20 protein-coding genes and 1 pseudogene are annotated in these 25527 nt (G+C 41.1%); 16 read left to right on the top strand and 5 right to left on the bottom strand.

All coding sequences use genetic code 11. From position 1 onward, the window contains the following. Position 1: 1 nt before the first annotated feature. Complete coding sequence (locus BCU68_RS03140; protein ID WP_102563350.1) at positions 2-856, bottom strand: WYL domain-containing protein; 855 nt, start codon at positions 854-856, stop codon at positions 2-4. 143 nt (positions 857-999) lie between these two features. On the opposite strand from BCU68_RS03140, the gene BCU68_RS03135 reads away from it, so the two are divergent. The 3 genes from BCU68_RS03135 (at position 1000) to BCU68_RS03125 (ending at position 8309) form a co-directional block, all read left to right on the top strand. Next, on the top strand, positions 1000-4488 hold the full coding sequence (locus tag BCU68_RS03135) for a hypothetical protein (RefSeq protein ID WP_102563349.1): 3489 nt from the start codon (positions 1000-1002) through the stop codon (positions 4486-4488). A 5-nt stretch (positions 4489-4493) separates the two neighbouring features. Further along, positions 4494-6464 (top strand): hypothetical protein, encoded by a 1971-nt coding sequence (locus tag BCU68_RS03130; protein ID WP_102563348.1) that lies wholly within the window; start codon positions 4494-4496, stop codon positions 6462-6464. A 135-nt stretch (positions 6465-6599) separates the two neighbouring features. Then, positions 6600-8309 carry a methyltransferase domain-containing protein gene (locus BCU68_RS03125; RefSeq protein WP_102563347.1) on the top strand — a complete coding sequence of 570 codons (1710 nt, stop codon included), beginning with the start codon at positions 6600-6602 and terminating at the stop codon, positions 8307-8309. A 29-nt stretch (positions 8310-8338) separates the two neighbouring features. On the opposite strand, the pseudogene BCU68_RS03120 reads toward BCU68_RS03125, so the two are convergent. Then, positions 8339-8527, bottom strand: a pseudogene (locus BCU68_RS03120) (LysR family transcriptional regulator); the annotation flags it as partial. Positions 8528-8790: 263 nt separating this feature from the next. On the opposite strand from BCU68_RS03120, the gene BCU68_RS03115 reads away from it, so the two are divergent. The 5 genes from BCU68_RS03115 (at position 8791) to BCU68_RS03100 (ending at position 12502) form a co-directional block, all read left to right on the top strand. Beyond that, the gene (locus BCU68_RS03115) at positions 8791-10188 is read left to right on the top strand and encodes an AAA family ATPase (RefSeq protein ID WP_102563346.1); all 1398 of its coding nucleotides are present in this window, start codon (positions 8791-8793) and stop codon (positions 10186-10188) included. Further along, the gene (locus tag BCU68_RS03110; RefSeq protein ID WP_102563345.1) at positions 10185-10949 is read left to right on the top strand and encodes a retron system putative HNH endonuclease; all 765 of its coding nucleotides are present in this window, start codon (positions 10185-10187) and stop codon (positions 10947-10949) included. The genes BCU68_RS03115 and BCU68_RS03110 overlap by 4 nt, the downstream gene beginning before the upstream one ends. Positions 10950-11140: 191 nt before the next feature. Then, the gene (locus tag BCU68_RS03105; RefSeq protein ID WP_241901258.1) at positions 11141-11854 is read left to right on the top strand and encodes a hypothetical protein; all 714 of its coding nucleotides are present in this window, start codon (positions 11141-11143) and stop codon (positions 11852-11854) included. Then, on the top strand, positions 11841-12029 hold the full coding sequence (locus tag BCU68_RS17115; RefSeq protein ID WP_241901257.1) for a hypothetical protein: 189 nt from the start codon (positions 11841-11843) through the stop codon (positions 12027-12029). The genes BCU68_RS03105 and BCU68_RS17115 overlap by 14 nt, the downstream gene beginning before the upstream one ends. Then, positions 12026-12502 (top strand): hypothetical protein, encoded by a 477-nt coding sequence (locus BCU68_RS03100; protein ID WP_241901256.1) that lies wholly within the window; start codon positions 12026-12028, stop codon positions 12500-12502. Before BCU68_RS17115 ends, BCU68_RS03100 begins: the two co-directional genes overlap by 4 nt. Before the next feature lie 10 nt (positions 12503-12512). Here BCU68_RS03100 and BCU68_RS03095 read toward each other — a convergent pair whose 3' ends face one another. Next, the gene (locus tag BCU68_RS03095; RefSeq protein WP_102563344.1) at positions 12513-13427 is read right to left on the bottom strand and encodes a LysR family transcriptional regulator; all 915 of its coding nucleotides are present in this window, start codon (positions 13425-13427) and stop codon (positions 12513-12515) included. Positions 13428-13531: 104 nt separating this feature from the next. Here BCU68_RS03095 and BCU68_RS03090 point away from each other — a divergent pair, with 104 nt between their 5' ends. The 5 genes from BCU68_RS03090 to BCU68_RS03070 all read left to right on the top strand — a co-directional run bounded on the left by BCU68_RS03090 (position 13532) and on the right by BCU68_RS03070 (position 19823). Next, a complete protein-coding gene (locus BCU68_RS03090; RefSeq protein ID WP_102563343.1) occupies positions 13532-14857 on the top strand; it encodes a cytosine permease in 1326 nt (441 codons plus the stop codon). A 12-nt stretch (positions 14858-14869) separates the two neighbouring features. Then, complete coding sequence (locus BCU68_RS03085) at positions 14870-16009, top strand: DUF917 domain-containing protein (RefSeq protein ID WP_102563342.1); 1140 nt, start codon at positions 14870-14872, stop codon at positions 16007-16009. Further along, positions 15999-17612, top strand: coding sequence for a hydantoinase/oxoprolinase family protein (locus tag BCU68_RS03080; protein WP_102563341.1), 1614 nt, complete (start codon positions 15999-16001; stop codon positions 17610-17612). Before BCU68_RS03085 ends, BCU68_RS03080 begins: the two co-directional genes overlap by 11 nt. A 109-nt stretch (positions 17613-17721) precedes the next feature. Beyond that, on the top strand, positions 17722-17964 hold the full coding sequence (locus tag BCU68_RS03075; RefSeq protein WP_102563340.1) for a DUF3297 family protein: 243 nt from the start codon (positions 17722-17724) through the stop codon (positions 17962-17964). Positions 17965-18158: 194 nt separating this feature from the next. Beyond that, entirely contained in the window at positions 18159-19823 is a 1665-nt protein-coding gene (locus tag BCU68_RS03070; protein ID WP_102563339.1) for a diguanylate cyclase, read from the top strand. Between the two features lie 29 nt (positions 19824-19852). Here the strand turns inward: BCU68_RS03070 and BCU68_RS03065 are convergent, their stop codons facing one another. Both BCU68_RS03065 and BCU68_RS03060 read right to left on the bottom strand, forming a co-directional pair. Next, positions 19853-21877 carry a TonB-dependent receptor gene (locus BCU68_RS03065; RefSeq protein WP_102563338.1) on the bottom strand — a complete coding sequence of 675 codons (2025 nt, stop codon included), beginning with the start codon at positions 21875-21877 and terminating at the stop codon, positions 19853-19855. Between the two features lie 283 nt (positions 21878-22160). Next, positions 22161-23408, bottom strand: coding sequence for a leucine-rich repeat-containing protein kinase family protein (locus BCU68_RS03060; RefSeq protein WP_102563337.1), 1248 nt, complete (start codon positions 23406-23408; stop codon positions 22161-22163). 160 nt (positions 23409-23568) lie between these two features. Here BCU68_RS03060 and BCU68_RS03055 point away from each other — a divergent pair, with 160 nt between their 5' ends. From BCU68_RS03055 to BCU68_RS03045, 3 genes are all read left to right on the top strand, one after another. Then, positions 23569-24291, top strand: a complete 723-nt coding sequence (locus BCU68_RS03055) for an SIMPL domain-containing protein (RefSeq protein ID WP_102563336.1) — start codon at positions 23569-23571, stop codon at positions 24289-24291. Between the two features lie 128 nt (positions 24292-24419). Further along, positions 24420-25121 (top strand): aquaporin Z, encoded by a 702-nt coding sequence (aqpZ, locus tag BCU68_RS03050; protein ID WP_102563335.1) that lies wholly within the window; start codon positions 24420-24422, stop codon positions 25119-25121. A gap of 97 nt (positions 25122-25218) precedes the next feature. After that, a complete protein-coding gene (locus BCU68_RS03045; protein WP_102563334.1) occupies positions 25219-25401 on the top strand; it encodes a hypothetical protein in 183 nt (60 codons plus the stop codon). Positions 25402-25527 lie beyond the last annotated feature (126 nt).

Below are 25527 nucleotides of genomic sequence, written 5' to 3'. Positions count from 1 at the left end.
GTTAATAGCCGGGAGCAAGAGCTTGTATTGATTCCACATCCTCTAACTCATGTCTATTCATTAACTGTAATCCAAATACATTCGGAGGCAATATTCCATCCTGCGAACAGTCAACTCGAAGATCATTTAATACATACCCTGCAAGCGCAGCATTGGTTGTTAGATTACGAATAGGCTTTCCATTCATCTGAAGTTCCCATATTAAATTATCACGGTTCACATGTTGTGTGTGGGGAGCGAGACTCAATGTAACGGCTGTTAACCACTCTTTGTCTTCTTGCTGAGTGACGTACTGTGGATTTTCTGTCGCTTGGGCTGAAACTATTCGACTGACTTTAAAGGAGCGACCACTACCTTTACCACCGTTCGCCTTTGAGTCCCAACCTCTTACATGCCATGATCCCAAGCCAAAAAAAACAGAATGGGGAGAGAAAGTACGAGTTTTTTGACCATTTGATGAACTGTAATCGACAACGAGTGCCTTTCTCTCAACAATGGCTTGCGTTACTAAAGAGACGATTGTTGGCGATAAATTCTCAATAATTCTTTCCGAGTTGATAACGCCATAGGTGTTGATGTCAACTTGATTCTCTTCTATACCCCATGCAAAAAGTCTTAGAGCTGCAAAAGCATTATGCTCAAACTTAGGCTGAAAACTATCAGAACGGATATAGCACTTTCTTCCTACATCAAACACCAAGTTTTGACCAAACACTTCACGATATTGATTAAAGGCACGACTGGAGGTAGCAATGGATATTTCACCATGCTTCATCAGATCGGCTCGATTTACTTTTCCGTAGAACATTAGATAAAAGTCTATAAGTCGAAGGCGTTTGTCTTGTGTTGTTTCCATATCAGAATGCACCAAGTTATCAAAATGAACTGTAATAATTTACTCTAACGCATCAAATGATTCTAGTATATGATGGATTTAATTTGAAAATTAATATCACCAGTCAACTTTTGTTAGCTTTTATACTCAAAGGGTAATAGATAATGAGTGCTTTACTAGAAACATATTCAGAAATCGCGGGACCTGAGCCGTGTAATACAGATCAAGGGTTCTTAGCTTTAGTTGATGCACATACCGGTTTGGGTAAGACCCATCAAGTCTTTGCGTTGCAAGTTGAGCATTTAATCGCTGACTCAAAGAAAACACTAATCTATTCGACTAACTTAAGAGAAAACGTCAAAAAGGCGTATAACGAGTTATTACAAAGGATTGAATCTCACGGATCTTTGAGTGCAGCACAGAAATTAGATCTATCGAAGAATGTTATATTTATTCCAGCACAAGCCACGTGCATTGAGTTTCTTTCTGATGGTGATTGGCTAACTATCTCGGAGGTTTTAAATACTCAGCAGATAAGAGAGTTGAAGTCTTTACGCGATAGAATCACTTTGTTTACTCAAGCTAAAGAAAGCAGCAATAATTTAGTGGTCATAGAAGATGAGTTGCGTAGGCATTATCAAAGTATTTATACACTGCTTAGATCTTACTTTCGAGGTAAGGGAAGTTTGAGCAACTCAGTTGAAGCGATACTCGATAAAGTGTTTCCTGCGCGACGGATTGATACAGAGCAAACTCAAGTCCTTTTTCTTACTACATCAAAACTACTGTATCCGTGGCATGGAATTGAACGTACATATAGAATTAGCGACTTACTAAGTAACTCACTACTGATACTCGATGAGTTCGATCGTCAACAAAGTGAGTTCTTAACCCACCTTATTAACACTGTCTCTGATTACGATATCATAACTTTAACCCGAAAATTCTATGCAAGTTTTGATAGTTTCATCATTCAAGGCGCTCCCGAGTTTGCGGGTGTTGATAAGTGTTTTGATCAATTTCGAGTAGCGCTTGATGAGTATAAATGTAAATGGCATGTGCAATATAGGCCCTTTATCGCAGATTCGACTATTCAAGAGGGAAGCGAAAACCAAAACCAAGTATTTACTTTGCTGACGGATAGAATGTCTATTCATGCTATCAACTTTAAGCATGAGGATTTGAAGTCTCATATAAATAATAAAAATGGTAGCCACGAGATTGGTCCAAAGGGAGATGAAAGCGCGATACAGTTTATAAATAACGGAGCGCAATTAGTTCGAATCTTTTGCAAGGCTATGCTAAGTGCAGTCGTTACGTTGAAAAAAAATATTGAAGCATTACCTGATAGCAAAACTTATACAACAGAAAATCTAGTAGCGAAGATACTGAATAACTTGGGTTTAGTTGAGATGACCCCTAACATTATGTCTCTGATATCCACTCGTCTGAGTTTTAAAGTTCAACGTGATCACAAAGCTTATAGTTTCCATGATAGCGGGTATGAAATAGCGAATATCTCTAGATTTAGCGATGCAGATAATACGTGTAAAGCGACGACGTTTGATCTGGCGTTAACTTCGTCTGGTTTACTTACTCATTGGGTAATGGGTGGTGCCAAAATACTCGGTATCAGTGCGACAGCAACCAGTGCTTCAGCAATTCATAATTTTGATCTTGGGTATTTAAAGGAGGCGCTTTCTGAGAGCCTCATTGTCTTGAACCCATCACAAAAGGTCGCTATCCAGCAAGAGTATTATGCTAAGCGAAGGTATGCCGAAAATGACATTCAGATCAATGTTAGATCTATTTCGCAGCGGGTCAACTGGGGTGGTATACGTTCTCTTTATGAGAAATTTAAAGGTGTCGCATACGTACCACAATTGTTAGATATTGAACTGTGTCGATTGTTAGGTACCGCAGAACCAAAAAGTCTTAATTTTGCTCTCGGAAGAATGACAAAATTTGTAGACTCTATAAAGAAATTCTCAGAGCACCCAACTAATCGATATCATTTTTGTATGCTTAATAATAGTTATAAAAGTCAAGAGTATACTGACTTTATGGTATTCGTAGGAAAGGAGTTCGGGGTAACTATCTTCGAAAATATCAATGCCGCATCATTTCGAAATAAACAATTTCAGAGCGTTCTTGATCTGCTAGAAACGACAGATAAAAAAGTTGTGGTGATCACTAATTACCAAGCGACAGGTGCAGGGTTATCGCCATCGTATAGCATAGGTAATAATCATAATTTCATTTATGTTGGAGAAATTGAAAGCGAGCCTTTCCAATATAAAACGGATATTGATTCGATGTATCTTGAGGAACCGAAAAGTCTGATTGGCAGCCATCTTAGAGAAGATTCAGCTCCTGAAGATAAAGATTTAGCAATAAAGAAGAATATACATGACATTCTAATGCTACATGAAAAAGGGATTATTGCTGCTAATGATGCTAAGAGTCAACTTAAGTCCTTAATTTCGTCAAAGGTGAGTGCTATGACAGTCAATGCGATAATTAAAACTTATAAAGGAAGTGAAGATTATCGATACGCTGTTTACCGCTTTATTGAGCAAGCTTTGGGTCGAATGTGTCGAACCGAGTGGAAACAACAGCAGATCACGATAATGTACGATGCTGAGACTGGCTTTATTAAAACGTTAGCCAATGATGGTAGAGACCTTGCTTATCTTTCCTACGAATATCAAGCATTGATTACTGAAGTTAAAAGACAGCACAAAGTGATTATGCAGGAAAAACAGTATATAGATTACGATCCCAAAGCATCTCGTAATTATGCTCATATTCAAAGGTTAATAGGTAATGTCTATGAGTATCAGAGCTCTGATGCGATAGATCAGTATGATAAGCTGCGAAAATGGATGCTTGAGAAACCTGCAATGACTCAGCGACCTATCGGAGAAAAGAGGCGTTATTACATCAATTCTAATAATGATATGGGGCAATACCGCTATCGAATAGATTACTCTGATGAAAAAGGGATTACGGAAATTTTCGTTAACCCAGCTGATGCGTCTGGCTTAAGAGAAGTATCTGAAGTTTCAGCAAAGCTTCCTTTACTGATGCGAAACAAGATTATTTCAACTCACTTTGAAATAAATAACTTTGCTACGTCATTTGAAAGCGGGCAGTTTGTGTTGGCGCCAGCGATGTTTGATCTCTATATGGGAGCTCTTGGTGAGGAAGCGGTTAGCGCAATCCTGCAGGAGTTTGGCTACAAAATCCAAACTATGCCTGACGGATGTGTGGAGTGGTTTGATGGGTATATCGAACTTGGCAATCGAATCCTTTTGATTGATGTTAAACATTGGGATTTAGAATTAGGTTGTTTGATTCACGATAATACCTTGGATAAGTGCAAAACCAAGTTGGATAAAATTAAGAAACATCCTCCAAAAAAGTTTGCAAACAAGCACGTCCAAGCCATGTATATCAATACTATCTGGAGTGGTTCGGAAGGAATAAACTCACGCAAATTTGTCACTCATGAGGAACATTGTGTCGAGCATATTCGCCCAGAGCTTGCTGATGTTATTGAAATTCCGGGAATTATCGACGGTATGACAGGATCGAACAATGTCCCGCCAATGTTCCAGTTAATCGAATTACTAAACCAATTTTCGGAGTGAAGAAGATGAGCCGAAGTTTAACCAGCCTTATTAACCTAACCTTTAATGTTGAGGCACTAAAGCAAAAGTATGTTATTTATAAAGTGTCACTGAATAGAAGCAATGGGAAGATAGATTACGCGAAGCAATTGAGTTTAATTGAGCAAGCGTCTACGCCAAAAGCGCTTATTCGACACTCTCGCTGCCATTGGATTTTGCTCGACAAAAAAGATAAAGCTAAGTCAGAATCAGCAGAAATTGCCTTTGAAAGTGTTAAATTTGAAGACTGCGATCAGTTGCTATTAGGGCGTCTTTTTGTCCGCGCTCTCGGCAAAGTAGCACCAAGTCATTTTTTCTCAGGGCTTGGTGAGACGTATCTTTTTGTCGAGCCAGACAAGTTTTACGAGCATATTGTATACAAATGTTTAAAGTTTGATCTTAAGGAGAGTGTACGCTTTAACTCATTATTTATATCGATGAACGGTACCACTTTTTCACCGATAGAAACGGTATACAAGAAACCTGCAGGTTATATTGAACAACAAGCCAAGTATGATTTTGATATGGAAAGTGGGCTATTGCGACGAAACGCTAGGGGCAACCTTATTGTACATAGTCCAGGTAAGAAAAAGTTCACGACTAATGCTATTGATATTTCCGGTCAAGAGCTGGTCTCGCTTCAAAAGACGAAAACCGGGGCTATTTTTCAGTTCATCGATCTGATGAATACGCATTTCTCTGGTTGTTTATCACTTAAATTAAAGCCTATTAATGCAAGTTGGCGTGAGCATTACAAAAAGAGTGATGTCGAAAAGGTGTATCAACGTATCTATAAGCTTATCGATGATGCTGGTGGCTTACAGATTACGAATGCATCTTTGAAAGAGGATGGCTTTGAGAAGTTGAAACGGCAGCAATGGCCAGTGCAGGTTGAATTTATTGATGCTGTAGATCTTGATGAGAAAAAGCCTTTAATCGTGGTTTTAGATAGCGCTGAAGACTATGAGAAAGCAGAGCTAGCCGATCCCAAGTCTGGTTTCTATACATCAGAGCGCGTGACGCAAAGTATCTACAATTCGACGATTACCTCTGTACGCCCAAAAGCAAAAGGAAATGAACTGAGCCCGATTATTGATGCAGTTGTAAAAGAAATGGCGATTAAACTAGAGTGCTTGAAAGGCGAGTTTCTCATTCAAAAGTTGGAGGGGAACTATTGGTTTGTCGAGATAGAAACCTCTAAAAAGACCAATCAGGATTCGGTTTTCCATATTTTGAAGTGTGATAACGGGAATTTTGAATATGAACAGCAAGATGAGTTTTATTTTGAAGAGCTTGGTATTGAATTGCCTGAAAAGCAGCGTTTCTTTGAGACGCTGAACTATGTGATCGACATGGCGCAGCAACCACCTCAAATTTGTACCATTGTTCATGAAAAAATTGCTGCTATCCCAGATGCTGAAAAGCTTTTTGAAGTACTTGAGCACTTAAAGAGCGGTAACCAACAGGGTTTAAAACGCGAGTATATTGATCAGTTCCTTTCAAATCCTACCTACTCAAGCGATCCCATTTATGACAAGCTCAAGTCTATGTTGGAGGCACACCCTTTGCAGGAAGAGTTTTACAAAGAAGATCTCAACATTGCTAAGGTTGGCTACCGATCCACCGCTGAAAAAACTCTGGTTGATGGTTACTTCGAAGAGAGCGGTGTAATGCTGAATTACTCACTCAAAGGGCAGCAAAACGAATACTTAGGTGCGTTAACTGGGCACTTCTACGATGAGGAAAATTCAGCTTATTTTGCTGGGATTGAAAAGGGCGGTTTTAAGTTCAGTCGTGGACAATTCAATCATATTAGGTTTCTTGAAGGTCCAGAGAATCTAAAGCAGTTTTGTTTAGATTTAACAAGGAGCTACTTTGTCCGCAATAAGCTTGCGACAGTACGACCATTTCCATTTAAGCATCTATCGGAATGTCGTGAAGGGCAGAAATGGCAATAGTGAGTTTAGACTGTTACAAACAGATCTGGGACCTAGTCATCTTATAATAAAATAAGCTTAGCTTCTTTATTAAGCTCTCGCCATATACAATCTAGCCGTATATCATGTATTAACAATGATATACGGTGCTTTTCCATGAACTCAACTTCTTCCTTCTATAGTCAAAATGCTAGTGAGTTAGCAGACCAATATAATGGTCTTGAATTCGAATCTGTCCACCAAGCGTGGAAGCCGTATTGGCCTGAAGCTGGATCTAATGTTTTAGATGTTGGTGCTGGCTCTGGTCGTGATGCCAAATGGATGAATGCGCAAGGCTGTGAAGTTATAGCCGTAGAGCCGTGTAATGCATTACGTCAGATAGGGCAGCAGAGTACTGGTCCCGACGTCACTTGGCTTGATGATTCACTTCCCATACTAAAAAGTGTACAAAGTTTAGGGATGCGTTTTGACCTAATACTGGTTAGTGCTGTGTGGATGCATTTAGCCCCCTCCTTACGTGAAAGAGCATTTCGTAAGCTATCAAATCTATTGTCACCAAATGGAAAATTAGTTATTAGCTTACGTCATGGGGCGTTTACTGATGGGCGTGAAGGTTTTCCTGTTTCGGTTGAAGAACTAGAAAAGATGTCAAAAGATCACGCGTTGAAGCTTCAGTTGGTATCAGGGAGTAAAGACAACCTTCAGCGGACAGATGTGTCTTGGCAGACTGTAGTGCTCAATTTACCTGATGATGGTTCAGGTAATCTAAACACAGTTCGTCGAATAATCATTAATGACAACAAATCAGCAACTTATAAGCTAGCTCTACTAAGAACACTACTTCGTATAGCTGATGCTCACCCTGGTGCGGTGTTAGACCGTAGCGATGGAAAAGTGGCACTTTCAGCAGGCTTGGTAGCGCTATATTGGGTACGACAGTTCAAACGCCTGATTGATGTCGATATTGAGGGGAGAGGAATTCAACAAAATTCGAATACAGCGAAAGGGTTGGGTTTTGTGAAAGAGGATGGTTGGAATAAACTCAAACACCTTGCTGCTGATGACTTCTCTATCGGGTCTCTGTTTTTAGGTAATGATGCAGAAGCGATTCAAAAACTGTTTACTCAAACGTTAAGTACGATAAAAGCAGGACCTGTTACCTTTATTTACCAAGGCGATAAGCAAAATAAGCTATTTGAAATTCAGCCGCCCAAAAAGCGTAGAAAGCGTTTAGATTCTATTGTCTTAGATAGTGAGTTTTTAGAAGGGTATGGGCAGTTTGTTTTGGATGAAAAATTGTGGGATTGCTTTCGGATCTATCATTCTTGGATAGAGCAGTTGGTGGTAAACCAGTGGGTTAAAGAAATGCAGCGTTTTGAACTGAATCGAGACAGAAGTATCTCTCTACAGACATACTATGACTGCCTAGTGTGGATTGATGCATCACGTAATACCCGAGATGTCCGTAAGCGTGTGGATGAGCTAAGAGGGGATGGTGCAATTATCAAAAGTGCATGGAGTAATACCTTATTAAAGGGTAAATACGATGTAGATCATTGCCTTCCTTTTGCTTATTGGCCAAACAATGACCGATGGAATTTATTACCCGCGACTTCAACAGAGAACCGCAGTAAAAGTGACAGGGTACCCAAGAGTAAACGACTATACGACTCAAAAGAAAGAATTCTAGATTGGTGGCAACTAGCATGGGGTAGTGATCCTGTGCATCAGCAGCGATTTTTTACTGAAGCGACGCTTTCGTTACCTAATGTCGCAACACAATGCGATGATTTTGAAGAAGTATTTGAAGCCATGGGATTGCAAATAAAGGGTGTCAGAAGCCGTTTATTAGTTTCAGAATGGTAGCGGATAAGTCATATAAAAACACATAACCCTCACCCATCCACACACTCAAGTAGATCAAAGAACGCACGTGCAGCTGGTGGTAGGGAATCTATCGGCTGCTTTAATACGAGATAGAATTGGCTAGTTAGGCTCCACTTGTCAGGTTGTAAGGCAATCAGCGCCTGATCATAATACCCTCGATCAATAAGGTGAGAGGAGAGAAAACTAAGGTGTGTGCCGACCATCTGAATTTAAAGTTATTTAATCTAACTCACCAAGACTGTAAACTGATTGAATGGGCATGTAATGATTAAAAATACACCATAATATACTTCTTTAGGGCTGGCAGTCAGCAAAGAAAATTGAAAATATCACTTGATGATTCTATATATGGTCTACAGTGGTCTCTGCGTATGGGATGCTCAAGGCGCTCACGATATTAGTGATAAAATGAATAAAAGATTGCTGTAATCTCGCACCGACTAGAACAGCTTATGGATAAATGATGAAAATAGATAAACTAGAACTAAAAAATTTCAGAGCATTCAAACATTTCGAGTGTCAGTTTGGCACTGGCGTTAATGTTCTTGTCGGTCTAAATGGCTTTGGTAAAACGTCTATTCTTGATGCTATTGCGATTGGCTATGGGCAGTTTGCTGGTGGGTTTGAAACAAGCAAAGATCGTGGAATCCTCAATTCTGATATTCGAATCGCTAAACATACTATCGAGGCTGATGAACTAGAGGCTGGGGATGTTCTTTCAGGATCTGCAAAGTTCACGATGGAGCGTCAATTTCCTGTTGAAGTTCAAGTGACCGTTCACGGGGGGGATGACTATCAATTCCCTAATAGCTGGTCACGGTCTAGAAATACACTAAAGGGACGGACAACCCAAGTTAAAGAACTCAAGGCAGTTGCTCAAGACTTACAGAAGTCAGTACAGAACAATGAAAAAGTAATCTTACCTTTGTTGAGCTATTACGGAACTGGGCGGCTTTGGAAGGAGAAAAGATTAACTGAAAAGAAGAATCCAGCCCATCAAATAAATAGCCGTCTAGATGGTTACTTGGATTGTTTGGATCCTGAGTCGACTTATTCAGCATTTGCTCAGTGGTTAAGAGCAGAAACGATTGCAGACTATGAGAGAAAAATGCAAATCATAGAGGAGCATGGTCTTGAAGATGCAGTTACTCATGGCACTACAATTAGAGGCAAGTTATTAAAGGCAATTACTAACGCTGTAAATATTGTATTAGCTCCTTCAGGGTGGTCAAACATTAGATATAGCGCAACAACTAAAGAAGTGATTGCTACGCACAAAGATCAAGGCAATGTACCGGTTTCATACTTAAGTGATGGCGTGCGTAATATGCTAGGAATGGTCGCCGATATTGCTTATAGAGCCGTTAGACTTAACCCTCATTTAGCTGAAAATGCGGTGAAAGAAACAAGTGGTATTGTACTTATTGATGAAGTAGATATGCACTTACACCCTCAGTGGCAACAGCTAGTTCTTCAGAACTTATCTGAAGCATTTTCCAACATACAGTTCATTGTGACCACACACAGCCCTCAAGTGCTGTCTACAGTGAAACAAGAGCAAATTCGAGTGTTACCAGATATCGCGGAAGGAGAGAGCGAAGCGTTACCTCCAATTGGAGAGACATTAGGAAAACCTAGTAACTATGTCTTGACACAAACACTCAATGTCGATGCTCGACCTCCACTTCGTCAGGTGGCGCTTTTTGAAGAGTATATGCAGTTAATAAACTCTGGACTAGGAAGGGATGACGAAGCAACGAAGGTGCGTGCACAGTTGGAAGGTTTACTGGGTAAGGAACACGAAGATTTAGTTCATGCTGATAGAGTATTGAAGCGCAGGGAGTTGTTGGGTAAATGAGATACATAGATAAGCCTGATGATGCAACCAACGTAAAGCTTGAGCAGGAAATAGAGGGCGGGAATCCAGCAACAAGTGAAGAGGCTACTCGGCGCTGGAAAAACTTTAATGGTAAAACTGAGCTTAGCCGCCAGTTACTACAGCAACAATACGGGCTTTGCTGTTACACAGAGCTAAACCTGACGGATTTTGCTCTTGAGCTGAATATGGGGATTCATATTGAGCACGAGAGACCTAAGAGTATGTTTCCTGAACACACTTTCGACTATGGCAACCTGTTACTATGTTCGTTAGCTAGTGAAGATTTAAAGCACTTTCCTGGTCCGTTGCAGTTTGGAGGCCATTTTAAAGGGAATAATTTTGATACAGTGTCATTTGTATCGCCACATCAGGCTAATTGTCGAGATTATTTCATATACTCTTCTGGCAATGGTGAAATTAGCCCAAACCTGGCATTGTCAGCCGATGAGCAAAAGAAAGCGCGGGATACGATTGGCCTGTTAAACCTAAATGCTCCATTTCTAAAAGCAGAGAGGCAACAGTGGCTAGAGGACATTGAAGAATACCTAGAGCCTTTGCTTGAGAGTGCCGATCTTGAATCTATCAAGTTATTAGCTGAAACCGAGCTAACCCCTTTCGAGCGATGTGATGCGAGATTGGGACATACCTGTAACCAGCTTAGAAAGTTTCACTCAGCTGTCAGAGCGGTGTTTGGTCAGTTAGGGGAACAGGTTATTCAAGAGCATCAACTTGATATTTAGAGTCACTCGTAGTTAAAGCCAGTGATTAGCGTAAAGTAATACCTGAAGGTAATGCTTTACGCAATTGGGCTATTACTTCTTGCCAATCTTGATAAAGCTTTTGACCTTGGCTTGAAAGAATATATCAAGTTCATTAAATGTGATGGTCATATCCTCGCTACGAGAGAGAACATGCAAATATTCATCGGCCTTTGGGTGATAATTTATACCTTCACCTTTCTAAAGTGCTTAATGTAGATGAATTACAAAAGCTAAACAAAGTACTTAGTCAACGGGTAATGCAACTGCCACCTTCGCAGTATTCGTTTGACATCAAGCAGCTTCGAAACATGCTCAATGGTGAATCTTCTGAGAAACTTTCGCTTTCAGGTTTAAAACTTTCCCTTGAGGAGCTTATTCCTCAGCATGTTCAAAAAACAGAGCAGGAGCTGGTGGAGGAAATAGACGATGTCAATAAGCAAATAACAGAACTAAAACAAATACTTGAAGTAAGTAGAGAAAGCGAAGCTGCTGAGAGGAAAAAGAGCGAATTAAATACCGCAGTCAAACAGTGTGAACAGGACTTGAGGGACTACGAGCAGCTGCAACAATTTAAAAAAGACCAGGCACAGCGAAACGAGAAAAGACAGACATTTGAGATCCAGTTGGTAGCGATCAATACAGCTCTTGAGAATGCAGACAAGAAGTACAATGAATTGGCACAGCAAATAGGTGAGATTACGGAGAAGTTAAGTCTGCTCTTTGGTGATGATCGTCGTGTCGAAAAACTAAAAAAACAGAAAATTGATGACCAAGCACTTTTTAACTCTCTTTCGGAGCAGCCACATACGCCTTGGATTATTGTGGATGAATGGTCTCTGGAATATCTACCCGCTCGCCTTGAACAATACATTGAGGATTGCTGATCAATTTGGTTTTGCATTGATTTTTGCTTCGCCAGCACCGTTAACCACGGCGCGTTATTGTGTGCCAATCCATCAAGCGAATGGCAAGAACCACATTAGCCGTAATAGTTGGCAAATTTTCGAGCAGATTGAGAAGCGAGAAGAGGTTCAGCCATTAGTGGAGCTGTCCTTATGAGCCAAGCGTTGATGAAGGTATTAACGAAATTGGCCGAAGTATATCCGGATTCGGTCCCTGCAAGCACAATGACATCAGCACAGAAGAAGCAACTCGAAGAATTTAGTCGTAAAACTCAAAGCATCCAAGTAACGCCTAAAGGTCGCGGAGTCGCTTACAGTATCCAAGACATGGACGTTGTTAAAGTCACTTTGGAGCAATTAATACCTAATCAAAACTTATCGTCAACTATTCCACAAAGGGCAGTGAATATCGCGACGTCGAGAAATAGCAAGCAAGGACAGGTTGCTCATGAGGTGACCTATCTGTTGGCAAAGACTGTAGCAAACCCGCAATGGAAAGCGTTAGGAGTTCCGACTCAGCACTTAAATATAGCGACAGAACAATTTGGCGTTTTTTCGCTTGAAGTTGGCGGAGAAAGAAATGAAGATCTTTACACAAGTCACTCTATTTGGCTTAGTGATCTTTTGTAATTTATTATATTCACCCATCCACACACTCAAGTAGATCAAAGAACGCACGTGCAGCTGGTGGTAGGGAATCTATCGGCTGCTTTAATACGAGATAGAATTGGCTAGTTAGGCTCCACTTGTCGGGTTGTAAGGCAATCAGCGCCTGATCATAATGCCCTCGATCAATAAGGTGAGAGGGGAGAAAGCTAAGGTGTGTGCCGGCCAAGGTGAGAATAACGCCGGATTCCACGTGCCAGCCGTCAAAGGGTTTTACAGCATCGTATTGCTCAATATCCAGTAGCGTAAACATCTCATCTCTTGCATAGCCGCCCATATTGATCCGACAGCCATCCAACGAAAAGTGATTATCCATGATTTTTTCAGCCAGATCACGACGCGCATAGAGGTAACTGTGCTCATCAAATAGTGGGAATTTATATTGAAAAGCCGACTTCTGATGGGAACCCAACACCACAATCATCATATCAATCTGGTTCTTGGCGAGCTTTTCATTGAGCTGAGTAAAGTCACCTACCTCGACGCTCACCTCGACACTATTACTCAATTGATAAAAGGCCTCGATGGTTTTAGGCAGCGGGTTGTTAGGTAAGCTCACCGTGTTATCAAGACAACCAATACGCACATGCCCTGACAGTTCGGTTTGAACGCCACGTAATTTATAGGCAAAATCGGTTAAGGTTGATTTTAGCTGATTTGCATAGTTATAAACTTTCTCACCTTCATGAGTTAGCTTAAAGCCTTTACGCCCACGTTGACACAATGTTAATTCTAAGCTTTTTTCTAACGCGATAAGCTGATTACTTAACACTGGCTGACTCATTCCTGTGCTGGCGACGGCTTGATTAATGCCACCTTGCTCGACTATCTCACAAAAAATCTCTAGCCTTTTGATATCTCTTTTATCTAACCTATTGTTTGAAATCATATAATGGTTACATTTGTTTTTTATTATGTTTGTATTAAATTATATTCATTTATAAATTGCAAATAGATAAGTAGTATTTATTCATACTAACGGAATAACAATGCATGGATGGCGTCATGACAACAGAAGCGTATATAGATAAAAAAGCGGCAAAGCAGGGTCACAAAGCGATAGACGATTTTGAGTTGGAGCCAGTGCCAGAGCAAGCGAAACGCTCATGGTGGGTTATTAGCCTGATTTGGTTGGCGATAGGCATTGATATCTCTGGGCTATTTTTAGGCTCTATCTTAAGCAGCGGTATTGGTTTTGAAGAAGCGTTAATGGCTACTTTTATGGGCTCTGGTCTGCTAGCGGTTATTGCGATGCTGTGTGCCAATATTGGTTTTCAATCTGGCGTATCTACCCCTCTAGTCAGTAGCGCAGTATTTGGACGTAATGGCGGTAAGATCTTAGGGTTTATTAATGGCGTATCGCTGGTTGGCTGGTTCGCGTTTCAAGCCGATTTCTTTGCCTACATTATGGTTGATGCGCTATTGAAGTACGACATCGTTATCTCACATTTAACCGCGCTTGTGAGTGGCAGTGTAATGATGATGGCAACGGCGATTTATGGTGTTCGCGCGCTTGGTAAACTCAGTACCTATTCGGTTCCATTGATGGTGACGTTAATTACGATTGGTCTTTTCTTAGCGGCGGACTATCAGGGCGGCGTTACACCGGTTATCGATGAGCCTCTTACGCTCGGCCAGGCGATCTCTTTTGTTATGTCTATTTGGATCCTTGCGGCTGTTGCTGCGCCAGATATTGCTCGTTATGCGAAAACACGTAAAGACGCCATTCTCGGTGCGGGTATCGGCTTCTTGGTAGGAAACAGTGCCATTATTCTGATTGCATTGATTTTGATGAAAATGACCGGCACAGATGACTTGGTTGAAGTGTTCTTTACCTTGGGCTTAGGGATGGCTGCCATTATTGTCTTGGTTTTTGCGCAATGGACGACCAACAGTAGCAATCTTACGTCGGGCGGTTTATGTATGTCTATGGTGCTGCCAACGATCCCACGTCCTATCTTAGTGATGGCTATGACGCTGGTTGGTATTGGTATTGCTCAATTAGGCATGGTGGAAAAATTTACCGATTTCTTGATGCTACTCAGTGTCACGATTGCCCCTGCTGCTGGTGTGTATATTGCCCAATACTACTTAATTGATAGCACCAAGATGAGCTTTGAGAATATTCAAAAAGCGCCGGCTTGGTTGTTTACTGGATTAGTCTCTTGGGCATTTGGTACCACATTTAGTGCTTGTACGGCGCCTGAGTTTTTCGATGTATTTTCTTTGACCAGCATTTCAGCAATAGACGGTATTTTGTCTGCGGGTTTTTGTTATCTGGTGTTGGTTAAGTTGACCGCTTTAAGTAATAAGCAATAAGGAATAGCAGTAGTGATTATTACCGAACAAATGATTGATGATATCGCACTGGGAGCGACGGTATTAGGGACTGGTGGTGGCGGTGACCCTTATAGTGGTTCCCTGATGGCGAAAATGGCGATTGCGACCGCGAAACAGCCAGTGCGTATGATTTCGCTTGATGAAGTAGAAGATGACTGGATGACGGTGCCTGCTTCGATGATTGGTGCGCCTACGGTTGCGATTGAAAAGTTGAATTCGAAAGATCAAATGCTGGTGGCGTTTGAAGCAATGGAAAAGGCGTTAGCAACCAAAGTCGCCGCTACTTTTCCGATTGAAGTGGGTGGGTTTAATTCTCTTATTCCTATTTTAGTCGCTGCGCAAAAGAATATTCCTGTTGTGGATTGTGATGCGATGGGGCGTGCTTTTCCTGAAGCTCAGATGGTGACTTTTTTCTTGGATGATTTGCCGTCGGCACCGAATACGCTTGCCGATGAACGCGGTAATGTTGTGACGCTTTATCCTGTTGATGGTATTTGGTCTGAAAAACTGGCTCGCCCGATCACTGAACAGATGGGGGGATCAGCGGCAATGTGTGACTACCCAATGAAAGGGCGAGACCTTAAACGCAGCGCATTACCGGCAACCTTAACGCAAGCGAGAAAAATCGGTGAAGCGATCCGTACTGCTAATGACAATAATACGAGTGGTACTCAAGCGGTGCTCGATATTGTTGGTGGTCATCTTTTAATTAGTGGCAAGATTGTTGATATTCAGCGTGAAACGGACGGTGGCTTTGCAACGGGTGGTGTCGTGATTGAGAAGCTTGCTCAGTTTGAAGATACCGGCGTGGATTGTGTCTTTGTTCAATTTCAAAATGAGCTGTTGCTGGCACATAAAGGGCGCAGTCGCTTAGAGATGAATCAAGAGAATCTACTGGCATCGACGCCTGATCTTATTTCGATTCTTGATCATGGAACGGGTCAACCGATTACTACCGAGCAGTTACGTTATGGTCAGCGTATCGATTTGATTGCGTACCCTTGTGATCCTAAATGGCGCAGCGAAAAAGGCATTGAAGTGGCAGGTCCGGGTTACTTTGGTTATAGCGTTGTCTATCAGCCTATTGAAGATCTGAAATCGGCATTAAAAGGAAGCAAGCATGAAAGATAAAACATCAGATTACTGCCGTTTAGGTATTGATGTGGGTGGTACGAATACCGATGGTGTATTACTGGATGCTGATTTGAAGGTGTTGGCAAAAATTAAAACGGCCACCACCGCCGATATTTCCACAGGTATTGATAATGCGATAAGCGCCCTTTTAGAACAAGCCGATCTGACTGGAGCACAAGTTAAGCACGCGATGTTGGGTACGACGCAATGCACTAATGCGATTGTTGAGCGTAAAGGGCTTGATAGGGTAGGTATGATCCGTTTATCGCTACCAAGTGGTGACAGTGTGCCTCCGCTTTGTGGTTGGAGTCCATCTTGGCAGGCGCAGTTAGGCGATCACTTTTATCAAGCGCATGGTGGCTATGAATATAACGGTGATTTAATTGCTGATGTTCAAGAAAGCGAAATCCGTCAAATTTGTCAGCAGATGAAAGGTCAGGTGGATTCGATTGCATTGTGCGGTGTGTTTTCGCCAGTCAATGGTGATCAAGAGTTATTAGTCGCTCAGTGGGTGAGAGATGAGCTGCCAGAGGTGAATATTTCACTCTCACATAAGGTCGGCAGTTTAGGCTTGCTTGAGCGAGAAAATGCCACGATTCTTAATGCGGCCTTACAAGGAACAGCTAAACGTTTTGTTGATGGTTTTTGCGCGGCATTGAGTCAGCATAATATTGATACCACGCCGTATTTTGGGCAAAACGATGGCACCTTAATGTCGCAACAATTTGCACTGATGTACCCTATTTTAACGGTCGCTTGTGGCCCAACCAATTCCATTCGAGGTGCGAGTCACTTAACCAAGTTGAAAGAGGCTATTGTGGTCGATGTTGGTGGAACCACGTCAGATATTGGTGTGTTGACGCATGGTTACCCACGTGAGTCGAGTTTGGTGGTGGAAATCGGTGAAGTTAGAACAAACTTTCGAATGCCAGATATTTTGGCGCTGGCGATAGGTGGTGGCACGAAAGTTCGTATTGAGCCGAGTCAGGCAGCGGTTGATAATCGATCATTTGACGTTATAACTCTGGGGCCGGAAAGTGTTGGGCATACCTTAACTCAGACTGCGCGCAGTTTTGGTGGTGATGAACTGACATTGACCGATGTGGCGTTAAAAACAGGCAAATTACAGTGGCAAGCCGAGCATTTATTACAAAATGATATTGGTATTAGTCAAGTTCAGGCCGAGCAAGTCTATCAACAAATGATCCGCGATGTTGAAGAGGGGATTGATAAAATGAAGACCTCTGCTGCAAGTATCCCGGTCATTATGGTTGGGGGCGGTAGTGCCTTATTTCCTGATCATCTGGAAGGCGTGAGTCAAGTGGTTCGCCCGCAGCATTTTGAGGTCGCGAACGCTATTGGTGTTGCTCTTGGGGAAATATCGGGTCAGTTTGACAAAATTGTGTCTATTGAACCGTCATCACGTGATCAAGTTATCGTGCAACTAGAAGAGGCAGCAAAGCAACTTGCTATTGAAGCAGGCGCTTGTGGTGACAGTGTCACGATTATAGAGCGTAGTGAGATCCCACTCAGTTATCTGCAAGGCAATATGGTGCATGTGAAAATTAAAGCAGCCGGTCATATTAATATGGTTGGGTAGTGGCGATTGATCTGATAATCGTATTCCAAGCGATCAAATTTTATATCTATTGAGCACTCGTGATATATTGTCTACAATACGGCACTTTTTATTTTTATAGGTCATTCTCATGAGCGATACTAAACCAGCTTTACCTGATCACCTTTCTGGCAACCCTCGTAGCCCACACCACGTGGCAGAGTGTTTTGAACACCATATCGGTATTCGTCTAAATGGTAAAGAGCGTACCGATGTTGAAGAGTATTGCATTAGTGAAGGTTGGGTAAAGATCCCATCACCTAAAGCATTGGATCGTCGTGGACAACCAATCTTGATTAAACTGAAAGGTACGGTAGAAGCTTTTTATATCTAAAGCGCTATACCATCTAAAGCTCTTTGTAAAAGAGATGATTCAGTACAAAATACATTAATTTTGAAATTGATAAAAAGACCTAAGCTTCTTAGGTCTTTTTTTATTAATCTAGATGCATAGTCATTGTGTGCTACTTATTTATTGAATAAAATACCAATAAATAGGTTTGGTTAAGATGGCAAAGGATATGCAATATGAACAAGTCGGTATGGACAGATCTATCAAAAACAGCCGCTTTCTTTACTTTACTGACAATATTGTTCTTTGGTACGTTTCAATCATACACTCTTTATCGTTCTGGTATTGAAAAAGCGCACAGCTTTATCAAACAAAAAAATCAAGCAACGACTTACTTTATTGAAGGTTACTTTTCAGAGATAAATAATATCGTTGAGTACTTATCGTCTTCGAAAAATATGCTGGATGTTTATTATGGTAATGAAGAAGCAAGAAATAAATTGCTGGATGAATACCGTTTATGGACTCGCATAAATGAAAATATAACCCATGTGTACTCGGGTTATATTAATAAAGACATGGTTATATCCGGGTACCAAACACCCGAGGATTACGATCCCACCAATAGACCTTGGTATAAGGCTGCTATCGATGCGAAGCCGGAAATATTTACAGGTTTAGCCTATCGTGATGTGAAGTATGGAACTTGGTTGTTATCGACAGGAAAAGTGATTGTCGATGAACAAAATACCACCGTTGGTGCGATTGCTATTGATAGCCGAATTGATGTTATTTTGGATAAGATAACTAGCAAGGATTCTATTTATAACAGTGCTTATACTTTTGTTACGACACCACGTGGTGATGCAATCATTCACCCCAACGTATTGAAATTAAATCATAACTTTTTTGATGCGGTTGAATTATCTGCTTCAGCTTATCATAGTGGTGATTATAGCGAATCAGAGGGTATGATTGAATACTCAACTAATGGGGTTGAAAAACTTGCCTACTATAGACATGGTGATGAAATAGATTGGGTTATTGTCACTGTTATTGATAAGCAAGAAATTATAGCGCCAATATTAAAAAACATTTTTAAGAATGCTACTGCTGTAATTTTTATTGCTATTTTATTTGGTTTGGCACAAAACCGATTTTTTCATACACATTATTCACTGCCTATTCGACAGTTGCATAAAAAAATCAGTAGTGCAGCGGTAGGAAAAGAGTGCCAGGACAATTCTTTTTCATTCCCCGACAATGAAATAAAGCAAATATCAGATAAAATAAATCACTTAACCTCACAAGAAGTGTATAAAACCTCGGTATCCCTTAAAGAAAATAACTCCCGCTTAGAGCAGGAAAACTCTCTTCTAGAGTCTCTTTCAATCACAGATTCATTAACGGGTTTAAATAACCGTCATAAAATTGATTTAGAATTAAATGCTCGATATCAGCAGGCTATAACCGATGGAATGATTTTTTCTATCTTGCTTATTGATATTGATAGGTTTAAGCGAGTTAATGATACCTACGGTCACCTCGCGGGTGACTCTGTATTAAAAGATATTGCTGAGCTACTCAGTGTTAACTTACGATACACTGATATGGCTTCACGTTGGGGAGGGGAGGAGTTTTTGATTCTTTGCCCACAATTGAGTATCAAACAAGCGGAATATTGTGCTAATAAGCTAAGATTGTTGATTGCTAGCCATGAATTTTCGATTGCTGAGCCTGTCACGGTAAGTATTGGTGTTTGTGTCTATGAACCGGGTGAAAGCATTCATAACCTTATAAAGCAAGCCGATGAAAATCTGTATGCTGCTAAAGCGAATGGACGTAACCAAGTTGTTGCTAGTGACATAAAAAAGCCTACACCAATCAAGTCATTGGCATAGGCTTATCGTCAACTTAGTGTTTTACTGGCTTAGAAGTCAGCAGTCATACCTACATAGTAAGTACGTGGCTTTTCAACATAACCTAAACTTTCTAGCTCAGAAGAAACAGCTTCGTTGGTTAGGTTAGTAATACCAGCACGCAAGCGAACTGAACTGTTTACGTGATATAGTGCACCAACATTAAGCGTTGTGTAAGCGTCTTGATCTATATTTGTTTCCACTTCACGATCACCGCGGAATCGAGCGGTAATGAACGTGGTTAAGTCGTAAGTTGGTTCCCAGTTCACTTTCACTAGACCAGAGTGCTTGTAACGACCAAGTAGTTGATTACCTGTTGATTTATCTTCCGTATCTAAGAAGGTGTAGTTACCTGATAGGCTCCACTCGTCATTGATATAGAATTGACCAGCTAGCTCAGCACCTTGCACAACCGCTTCTGCAATATTAGTGTAAGTACGACTTGCGATTTCATACTCGTCTTCAGAACCATCAACTAGACAGCCTTTACCTTCAATAAACTCAGAACCATTGTCACAATAGGTTTCATCGCGATCAATCAGGTTGTCGACTTCATTGCGGAATAAAGCACCTTCAAGGTTCCAACGCGGTTGTGAGTACAATGCAGCAATTTCATAGTTCCAGCTTGTTTCTGGTTTCAGATCTGGATTACCACTTAAATCACAGTAGCCTTTACAGCTCGTTACTGTATAACCAGGGTTATTTTGCGTGAGTGATGGCGCTTTAAATGCTTTACCAATACCGCCTTTGATCACGAGATCGTTGGTCGTTTGGTGAACCAAATAAACACGCGGACTAAACTCTTCACCAAATTGCTCATGCTTATCTAAACGACCACCGATCGTTGCCGTGAGTTTATCGGTTGCAACCCATTGGTCTTGAATGAACAATGCCGCTTGGTAAGTCTCGACTTTGCCATCTTTGAAGTCTTGTTCATTGGTTAACTGGCCTAGTTGGTAATCACCACCAAAAGTTAAGGTGTGATCTTCACCTAAATACATCGTAGCTGAAGCTTCGACAATTTGAGTTAATTCTTCGATAGAACGAGTTGAATTACCAACTGTAGCCGCGTTTTTATCTTCTACGTTTTCACGTGAGTAACGTATTTGCGTATCACCCCAGCTCCAGTAACCACTGTGTGTGATTGCTTGGCTGTTACGAATGATTTCTGCGTCAGAGAAAGTAATCGCTGAAGCACTTTCAGCTGTTGAATCACGTTGATCGTTGCTGTAGCCAAAGTCAAAATCAAGCGTTTGGCTATCAGTGGCAAGCCAGCTTAAAGAGCCAAGTACACTTAATGTATCGCGTGCCTCAAATGCCGTGATATCAGAGCGGTCAAAGCCAGAACTATGTTCACCTGAGTATGGCATCCAAGCTGTACGGCTGGTTTGGTTAACCGAAAGGCGAGCAAATAATTCATCTTCAACTAATGCACCAGAGGTAGTAAAGCCAACAGAGTATTCTTGACCACCATCACCATCAGCAGGAGTTGCGTTATCCATGCTAACGGTTGAGCGCCACTCATTAATTGGTGCTTTAGTAATAATGTTGATCGTACCACCCATGCCATCAGAGCCGTAAAGCGCTGACATTGGACCACGAATGATTTCTACGCGCTCAATAGAGTCTGGAGGGATAGTGGATAAATCAAAATCATTACCACGAATAATGGCACTTGCTGAACTTAGACGACGACCATTAACCATGATCAGTGTGTAGTCTGAGTCCATACCACGAATTGAGATAACTTGACGCCCTGCACGAGTACTATCGAAGTCAGACTCAACACTGGTCGCTTCTGCAACGATATCTGCCAGGGTAATGCCTGGGTTATTTTCAATATCGTCTGAAGTGATCACAGACATAGAAGCAGGTGCTTGCTTTAATGACGTTTCTGTACGGGTTGCGGTAACAACCATTTGCTCATCGGTATCAGTTGATAGGTCTTCAGCAAGGGCATTGAATGAGATTGACGAACAAACAACAGCAATGGCAGCAGCAAGAGGTCGTCGATTAAAAAAAGTAGTTCCTGACATAATCTGTAATCTTAATGTTAGTGGTAATGAGAATAATTCGTATTAGATTCTATGCGGTATTTTTTGTCAAGGTACAAAAGGAATAAAAAGTTCAATTTATTTTTTACTTATAAGTAACATTGATTTAGATCATGTTTTTGATGTGCAATTAGAGGGATATAAAGCAAGAGGTGGTGTTTTAGGCTTTTCATACAAAGAAAGTGACTAAGGTGTTAAAAATCGCTAAAGCGTAAAAAGGGAGTAAATGATGCTAATCCAACTCCCTTCTATTTTTATCAGATACTTAACGAGATAGGCGAGCAAGGTTGACTAAATGGCGGTAGCTTGCCGATGCTTTATCTTCTTCGACACAAATAGACAGTAAGTCATCAATAAAATGACTAAAGGCTCTTGCTTCAATGGTTCGAATCGCTTTCTGTTGTGATTCATTAAGGTATTCATAAACCGAAGCCGCACCAAAATCCCCGAAAATCATCTCAGCGTCTTTATTGATAAGAACGTTATGCGCATAGAGATCGCCGTGGCAAACTTTATTGGAATGAAAGTGATTAAAGACATTAAACATCTGCTCAACAATATTTTCAATTTTAGTAACTTGAAGAGAAAAGTCTGCAGGGAAAGTGTCTCGAGTGCAGGTTTCAAACGTTGGAGGAAGACCAAGGTTAAAGAAATCAGTTGGAATTAACTCCATGACAAGAGCGCGGTAATTGCCTTCTTCAACCTGTGCAATGGATTTAACAATGTTCTTATGCTGCCCTGTTTGTAGGCAGGCTTGTAATTCATCGTGTGGGTAGCCATCGCTGGTCACTTCACCTTTGAACACTTTCACTGCCACCTCTTCAGGTAAGTTGTATTGATTATTATGCCAGTGTGCATGATAAATCGTGCCTGAAGCGCCTCTGCCTAATTCTTGGTTCAGCACAAAGCTATCGGACTTAACGTATGGGATCGCGCCCTGTGTATCGCTGTGATGGCAAAACGGATTACCGGCAAAAGCCAGCCAAGCTAATTTAGGTAGTCTTAAAAGTTGCGCTGGGAACGCTGTTAATTGGTTTGCTGATAAACGGATCAATTCTAGCTTATCAAGCTGAGCCATGGTTTCAGGTAAGTGCGTTAATTGGTTACCAGCGAGTGCCAGTTTCTGTAAGCGATGGCGATGACCAAGTTCATCTGGTAGTGATGTCAGTTGGTTATCGGTAAGTATTAACCAACGTAACTTTGCTGGCAGCGCTTCTTTTGCAACGGTTTTGATTTGATTGCTTTTAAAACCAATCATTTCTAACTGATCACATTGACCAAGTACAGGCGGTAAATGAGTGAATAGGTTATTAGAGGCAAAAACAATCTTTAAGTGTGGAAGCTGACTGATAAAGGCAGGTAAATCAAGTAATTGGTTATTTGAGACATCGAGAATTTCAAGGGTGTCTGCAAGCTGCAATATTTCTGCTGGTAGTTCCGTTAATTGTTCAGATAATTTAAGGTGAATGGTGCCCGTTAATTGACCATTAAGAAGTTGTGCGAGAGTGTGCAAAGCTAGCCCTTGTTATTGATTTTTTGTGGAGAGCTATTCTACGTGTTCAAGCGAAGGAAGGCGAGGGTGGTGAAATAGATGATGATATTTTGTTTTCAAATGAACATGTTGAGCAAGTTTAGCTACACTCAAAATACATGAAATGAATAAGGCTATTGCAATGAGATGTTTACTATTGGCTGTTTTTCTACTCTTTCCACCGTTTTTAACGGCGAATTCTAATTTACCTAACCATCGACACATTTCTATTACTGGCTCGGCTCAAGTGAGTGCTAAGCCTGATATCGCGGTGCTTTATTTAGAAGTAACCAGTATGAAAGCAACCAGCATTGAAGCTAAAAAAGAGGTGGATGATAGGGTCAATCAGTTTTTAGATGGCGTAGGTGCTTTTAGTATTGATGAAGAAAATGTTTCCGCTTCGAATGTTTCCACTCAACCTTACTATACCTATGCGATTAAAAATCAGAAAAAATTAGAGGGCTATACCGCTAGGCGTGACTTGAAGATAACCTTGAATAATCTCGATAAATTAAATGATGTGATGGATTTTGCTTTAACGGTGAAACTTAATGAAATCCGCAATATAGAGCTTAAGTCATCAAAGCCCACTGAGTTGGAGCAAGAGGCGATGGCATTAGCGGTCAAAGATGCTAAAGACAAAGCAACAGCACTCGCGAATGCATTTGGTGCGCAATTAGGCGATGTTTATAGTATTAATTCAACATCCAATCAAAGCCGATATCGCTATGGTGCAAATAGTGATATTGAGCGTTTTCAAGCCAGTTCATTATCAAGTAAAGCGTCTCGTCCTGGGCAGTATCTACAAGAGACGATCATATTTTCAGCATCGATAAGTGCTGTATTTGATCTTGATAGTCAGTAGCGTATTTCATCTTGTAGGAAGGCTCTAATTTTATTGCTAATTTATTATGATAAGAAAATTCATAACTTTCTATAGAGTCCGTCTATGCTTAGAAAAAGGGTTTATTGATAGCATCGAAAGGGATAAATATGGAATTAACGAAAAAGTTAGCTGCAGAGTTTATTGGCACATTTTGGCTTGTGCTTGGTGGGTGTGGTAGTGCGGTATTAGCTGCAGCGTTTCCAGAGGTTGGAATAGGGTTATTAGGGGTATCGTTGGCGTTTGGTTTAACGGTGCTAACCATGGCTTATGCAATCGGTCATATCTCTGGTTGTCATTTAAATCCAGCGGTTTCAATTGGACTTTGGTCTGGAGGGCGCTTTTCCTCATCTGAATTGGTTCCATACATTGTGGCGCAAGTCGCTGGTGGTATAGTGGGGGCGGCTATTTTATATCTTATCGCATCAGGGCAAGCTGGGTTTGACGCAGGGGCTGGGTTTGCTTCTAATGGCTATGGTGAGCACTCGCCAGGTGGTTATACGCTTGTGGCTGCGCTGACAACAGAAATCGTGATGACCTTTATGTTCCTAATTATCATATTAGGTGCAACAGATAAGCGTGCACCACAGGGGTTTGCACCGATAGCGATTGGTTTAGGGTTGACCTTGATTCACTTAATTAGTATCCCAGTGACGAACACCTCTGTAAACCCTGCCAGAAGTACGGGTGTTGCACTGTTTCAAGGGGATTGGGCGGTCTCGCAGTTATGGTTATTCTGGGTTGCACCTATCGTCGGCGCTATCTTAGCGGGTATTGTTTACCGCTGGTTTGAGAAAGGTGAAGAGAGTTAATTACTTTTGATACAAGGATCGTTATTTACCCGTATTTTAAAGTTAGGTTGGCTTTTATAGTTTTTAACCAATAGAGACATGCATTAAGGTATCTATGATGATCAAGAAGTTAGTGGTTTTAGCAATAACACTGGTTGCCTTAAATGGTTGTCAATTAACTCGTGTCGAAGGGAAGGTTGATGATGTGAAGGTGAAAGTGAGTAAAGAAGAGGGTAAAGATAAGAAACATTCAACAGGAGGCTTTTGTCCTCCAGGGCAAGCAAAAAAAGGTAATTGTTAATTAATTTACACCTAAACTTACTTACTCATATAAAAAATAAGCCAGCGTAGATGCTGGCTTATTTGTGTCTGCTGTATGGCTAATCTTTTAAAGATGGACCAATTTAAAGCGAGGTCTATTTATTCA

The sequence above is a fragment of the Vibrio sp. 10N.286.49.B3 genome, assembly GCF_002873395.1.
In the GTDB taxonomy this organism is placed as follows: domain Bacteria; phylum Pseudomonadota; class Gammaproteobacteria; order Enterobacterales; family Vibrionaceae; genus Vibrio.
The sequence above is the reverse complement of the archived record's forward strand: the minus strand, read 5'-3'. Positions and strand labels throughout refer to the sequence as shown.

Coding starts and splice junctions, on each gene's coding strand:
- BCU68_RS03140 (WP_102563350.1), bottom strand. CDS start 856: ATGGAAACAACACAAGACAAACGCCTTCGACTTATAGACTTTTATCTA.
- BCU68_RS03135 (WP_102563349.1), top strand. CDS start 1,000: ATGAGTGCTTTACTAGAAACATATTCAGAAATCGCGGGACCTGAGCCG.
- BCU68_RS03130 (WP_102563348.1), top strand. CDS start 4,494: ATGAGCCGAAGTTTAACCAGCCTTATTAACCTAACCTTTAATGTTGAG.
- BCU68_RS03125 (WP_102563347.1), top strand. CDS start 6,600: ATGAACTCAACTTCTTCCTTCTATAGTCAAAATGCTAGTGAGTTAGCA.
- BCU68_RS03115 (WP_102563346.1), top strand. CDS start 8,791: ATGATGAAAATAGATAAACTAGAACTAAAAAATTTCAGAGCATTCAAA.
- BCU68_RS03110 (WP_102563345.1), top strand. CDS start 10,185: ATGAGATACATAGATAAGCCTGATGATGCAACCAACGTAAAGCTTGAG.
- BCU68_RS03100 (WP_241901256.1), top strand. CDS start 12,026: ATGAGCCAAGCGTTGATGAAGGTATTAACGAAATTGGCCGAAGTATAT.
- BCU68_RS03095 (WP_102563344.1), bottom strand. CDS start 13,427: ATGATTTCAAACAATAGGTTAGATAAAAGAGATATCAAAAGGCTAGAG.
- BCU68_RS03090 (WP_102563343.1), top strand. CDS start 13,532: ATGGATGGCGTCATGACAACAGAAGCGTATATAGATAAAAAAGCGGCA.
- BCU68_RS03080 (WP_102563341.1), top strand. CDS start 15,999: ATGAAAGATAAAACATCAGATTACTGCCGTTTAGGTATTGATGTGGGT.
- BCU68_RS03075 (WP_102563340.1), top strand. CDS start 17,722: ATGAGCGATACTAAACCAGCTTTACCTGATCACCTTTCTGGCAACCCT.
- BCU68_RS03070 (WP_102563339.1), top strand. CDS start 18,159: ATGAACAAGTCGGTATGGACAGATCTATCAAAAACAGCCGCTTTCTTT.
- BCU68_RS03065 (WP_102563338.1), bottom strand. CDS start 21,877: ATGTCAGGAACTACTTTTTTTAATCGACGACCTCTTGCTGCTGCCATT.
- BCU68_RS03055 (WP_102563336.1), top strand. CDS start 23,569: ATGAGATGTTTACTATTGGCTGTTTTTCTACTCTTTCCACCGTTTTTA.
- aqpZ (WP_102563335.1), top strand. CDS start 24,420: ATGGAATTAACGAAAAAGTTAGCTGCAGAGTTTATTGGCACATTTTGG.
- BCU68_RS03045 (WP_102563334.1), top strand. CDS start 25,219: ATGATCAAGAAGTTAGTGGTTTTAGCAATAACACTGGTTGCCTTAAAT.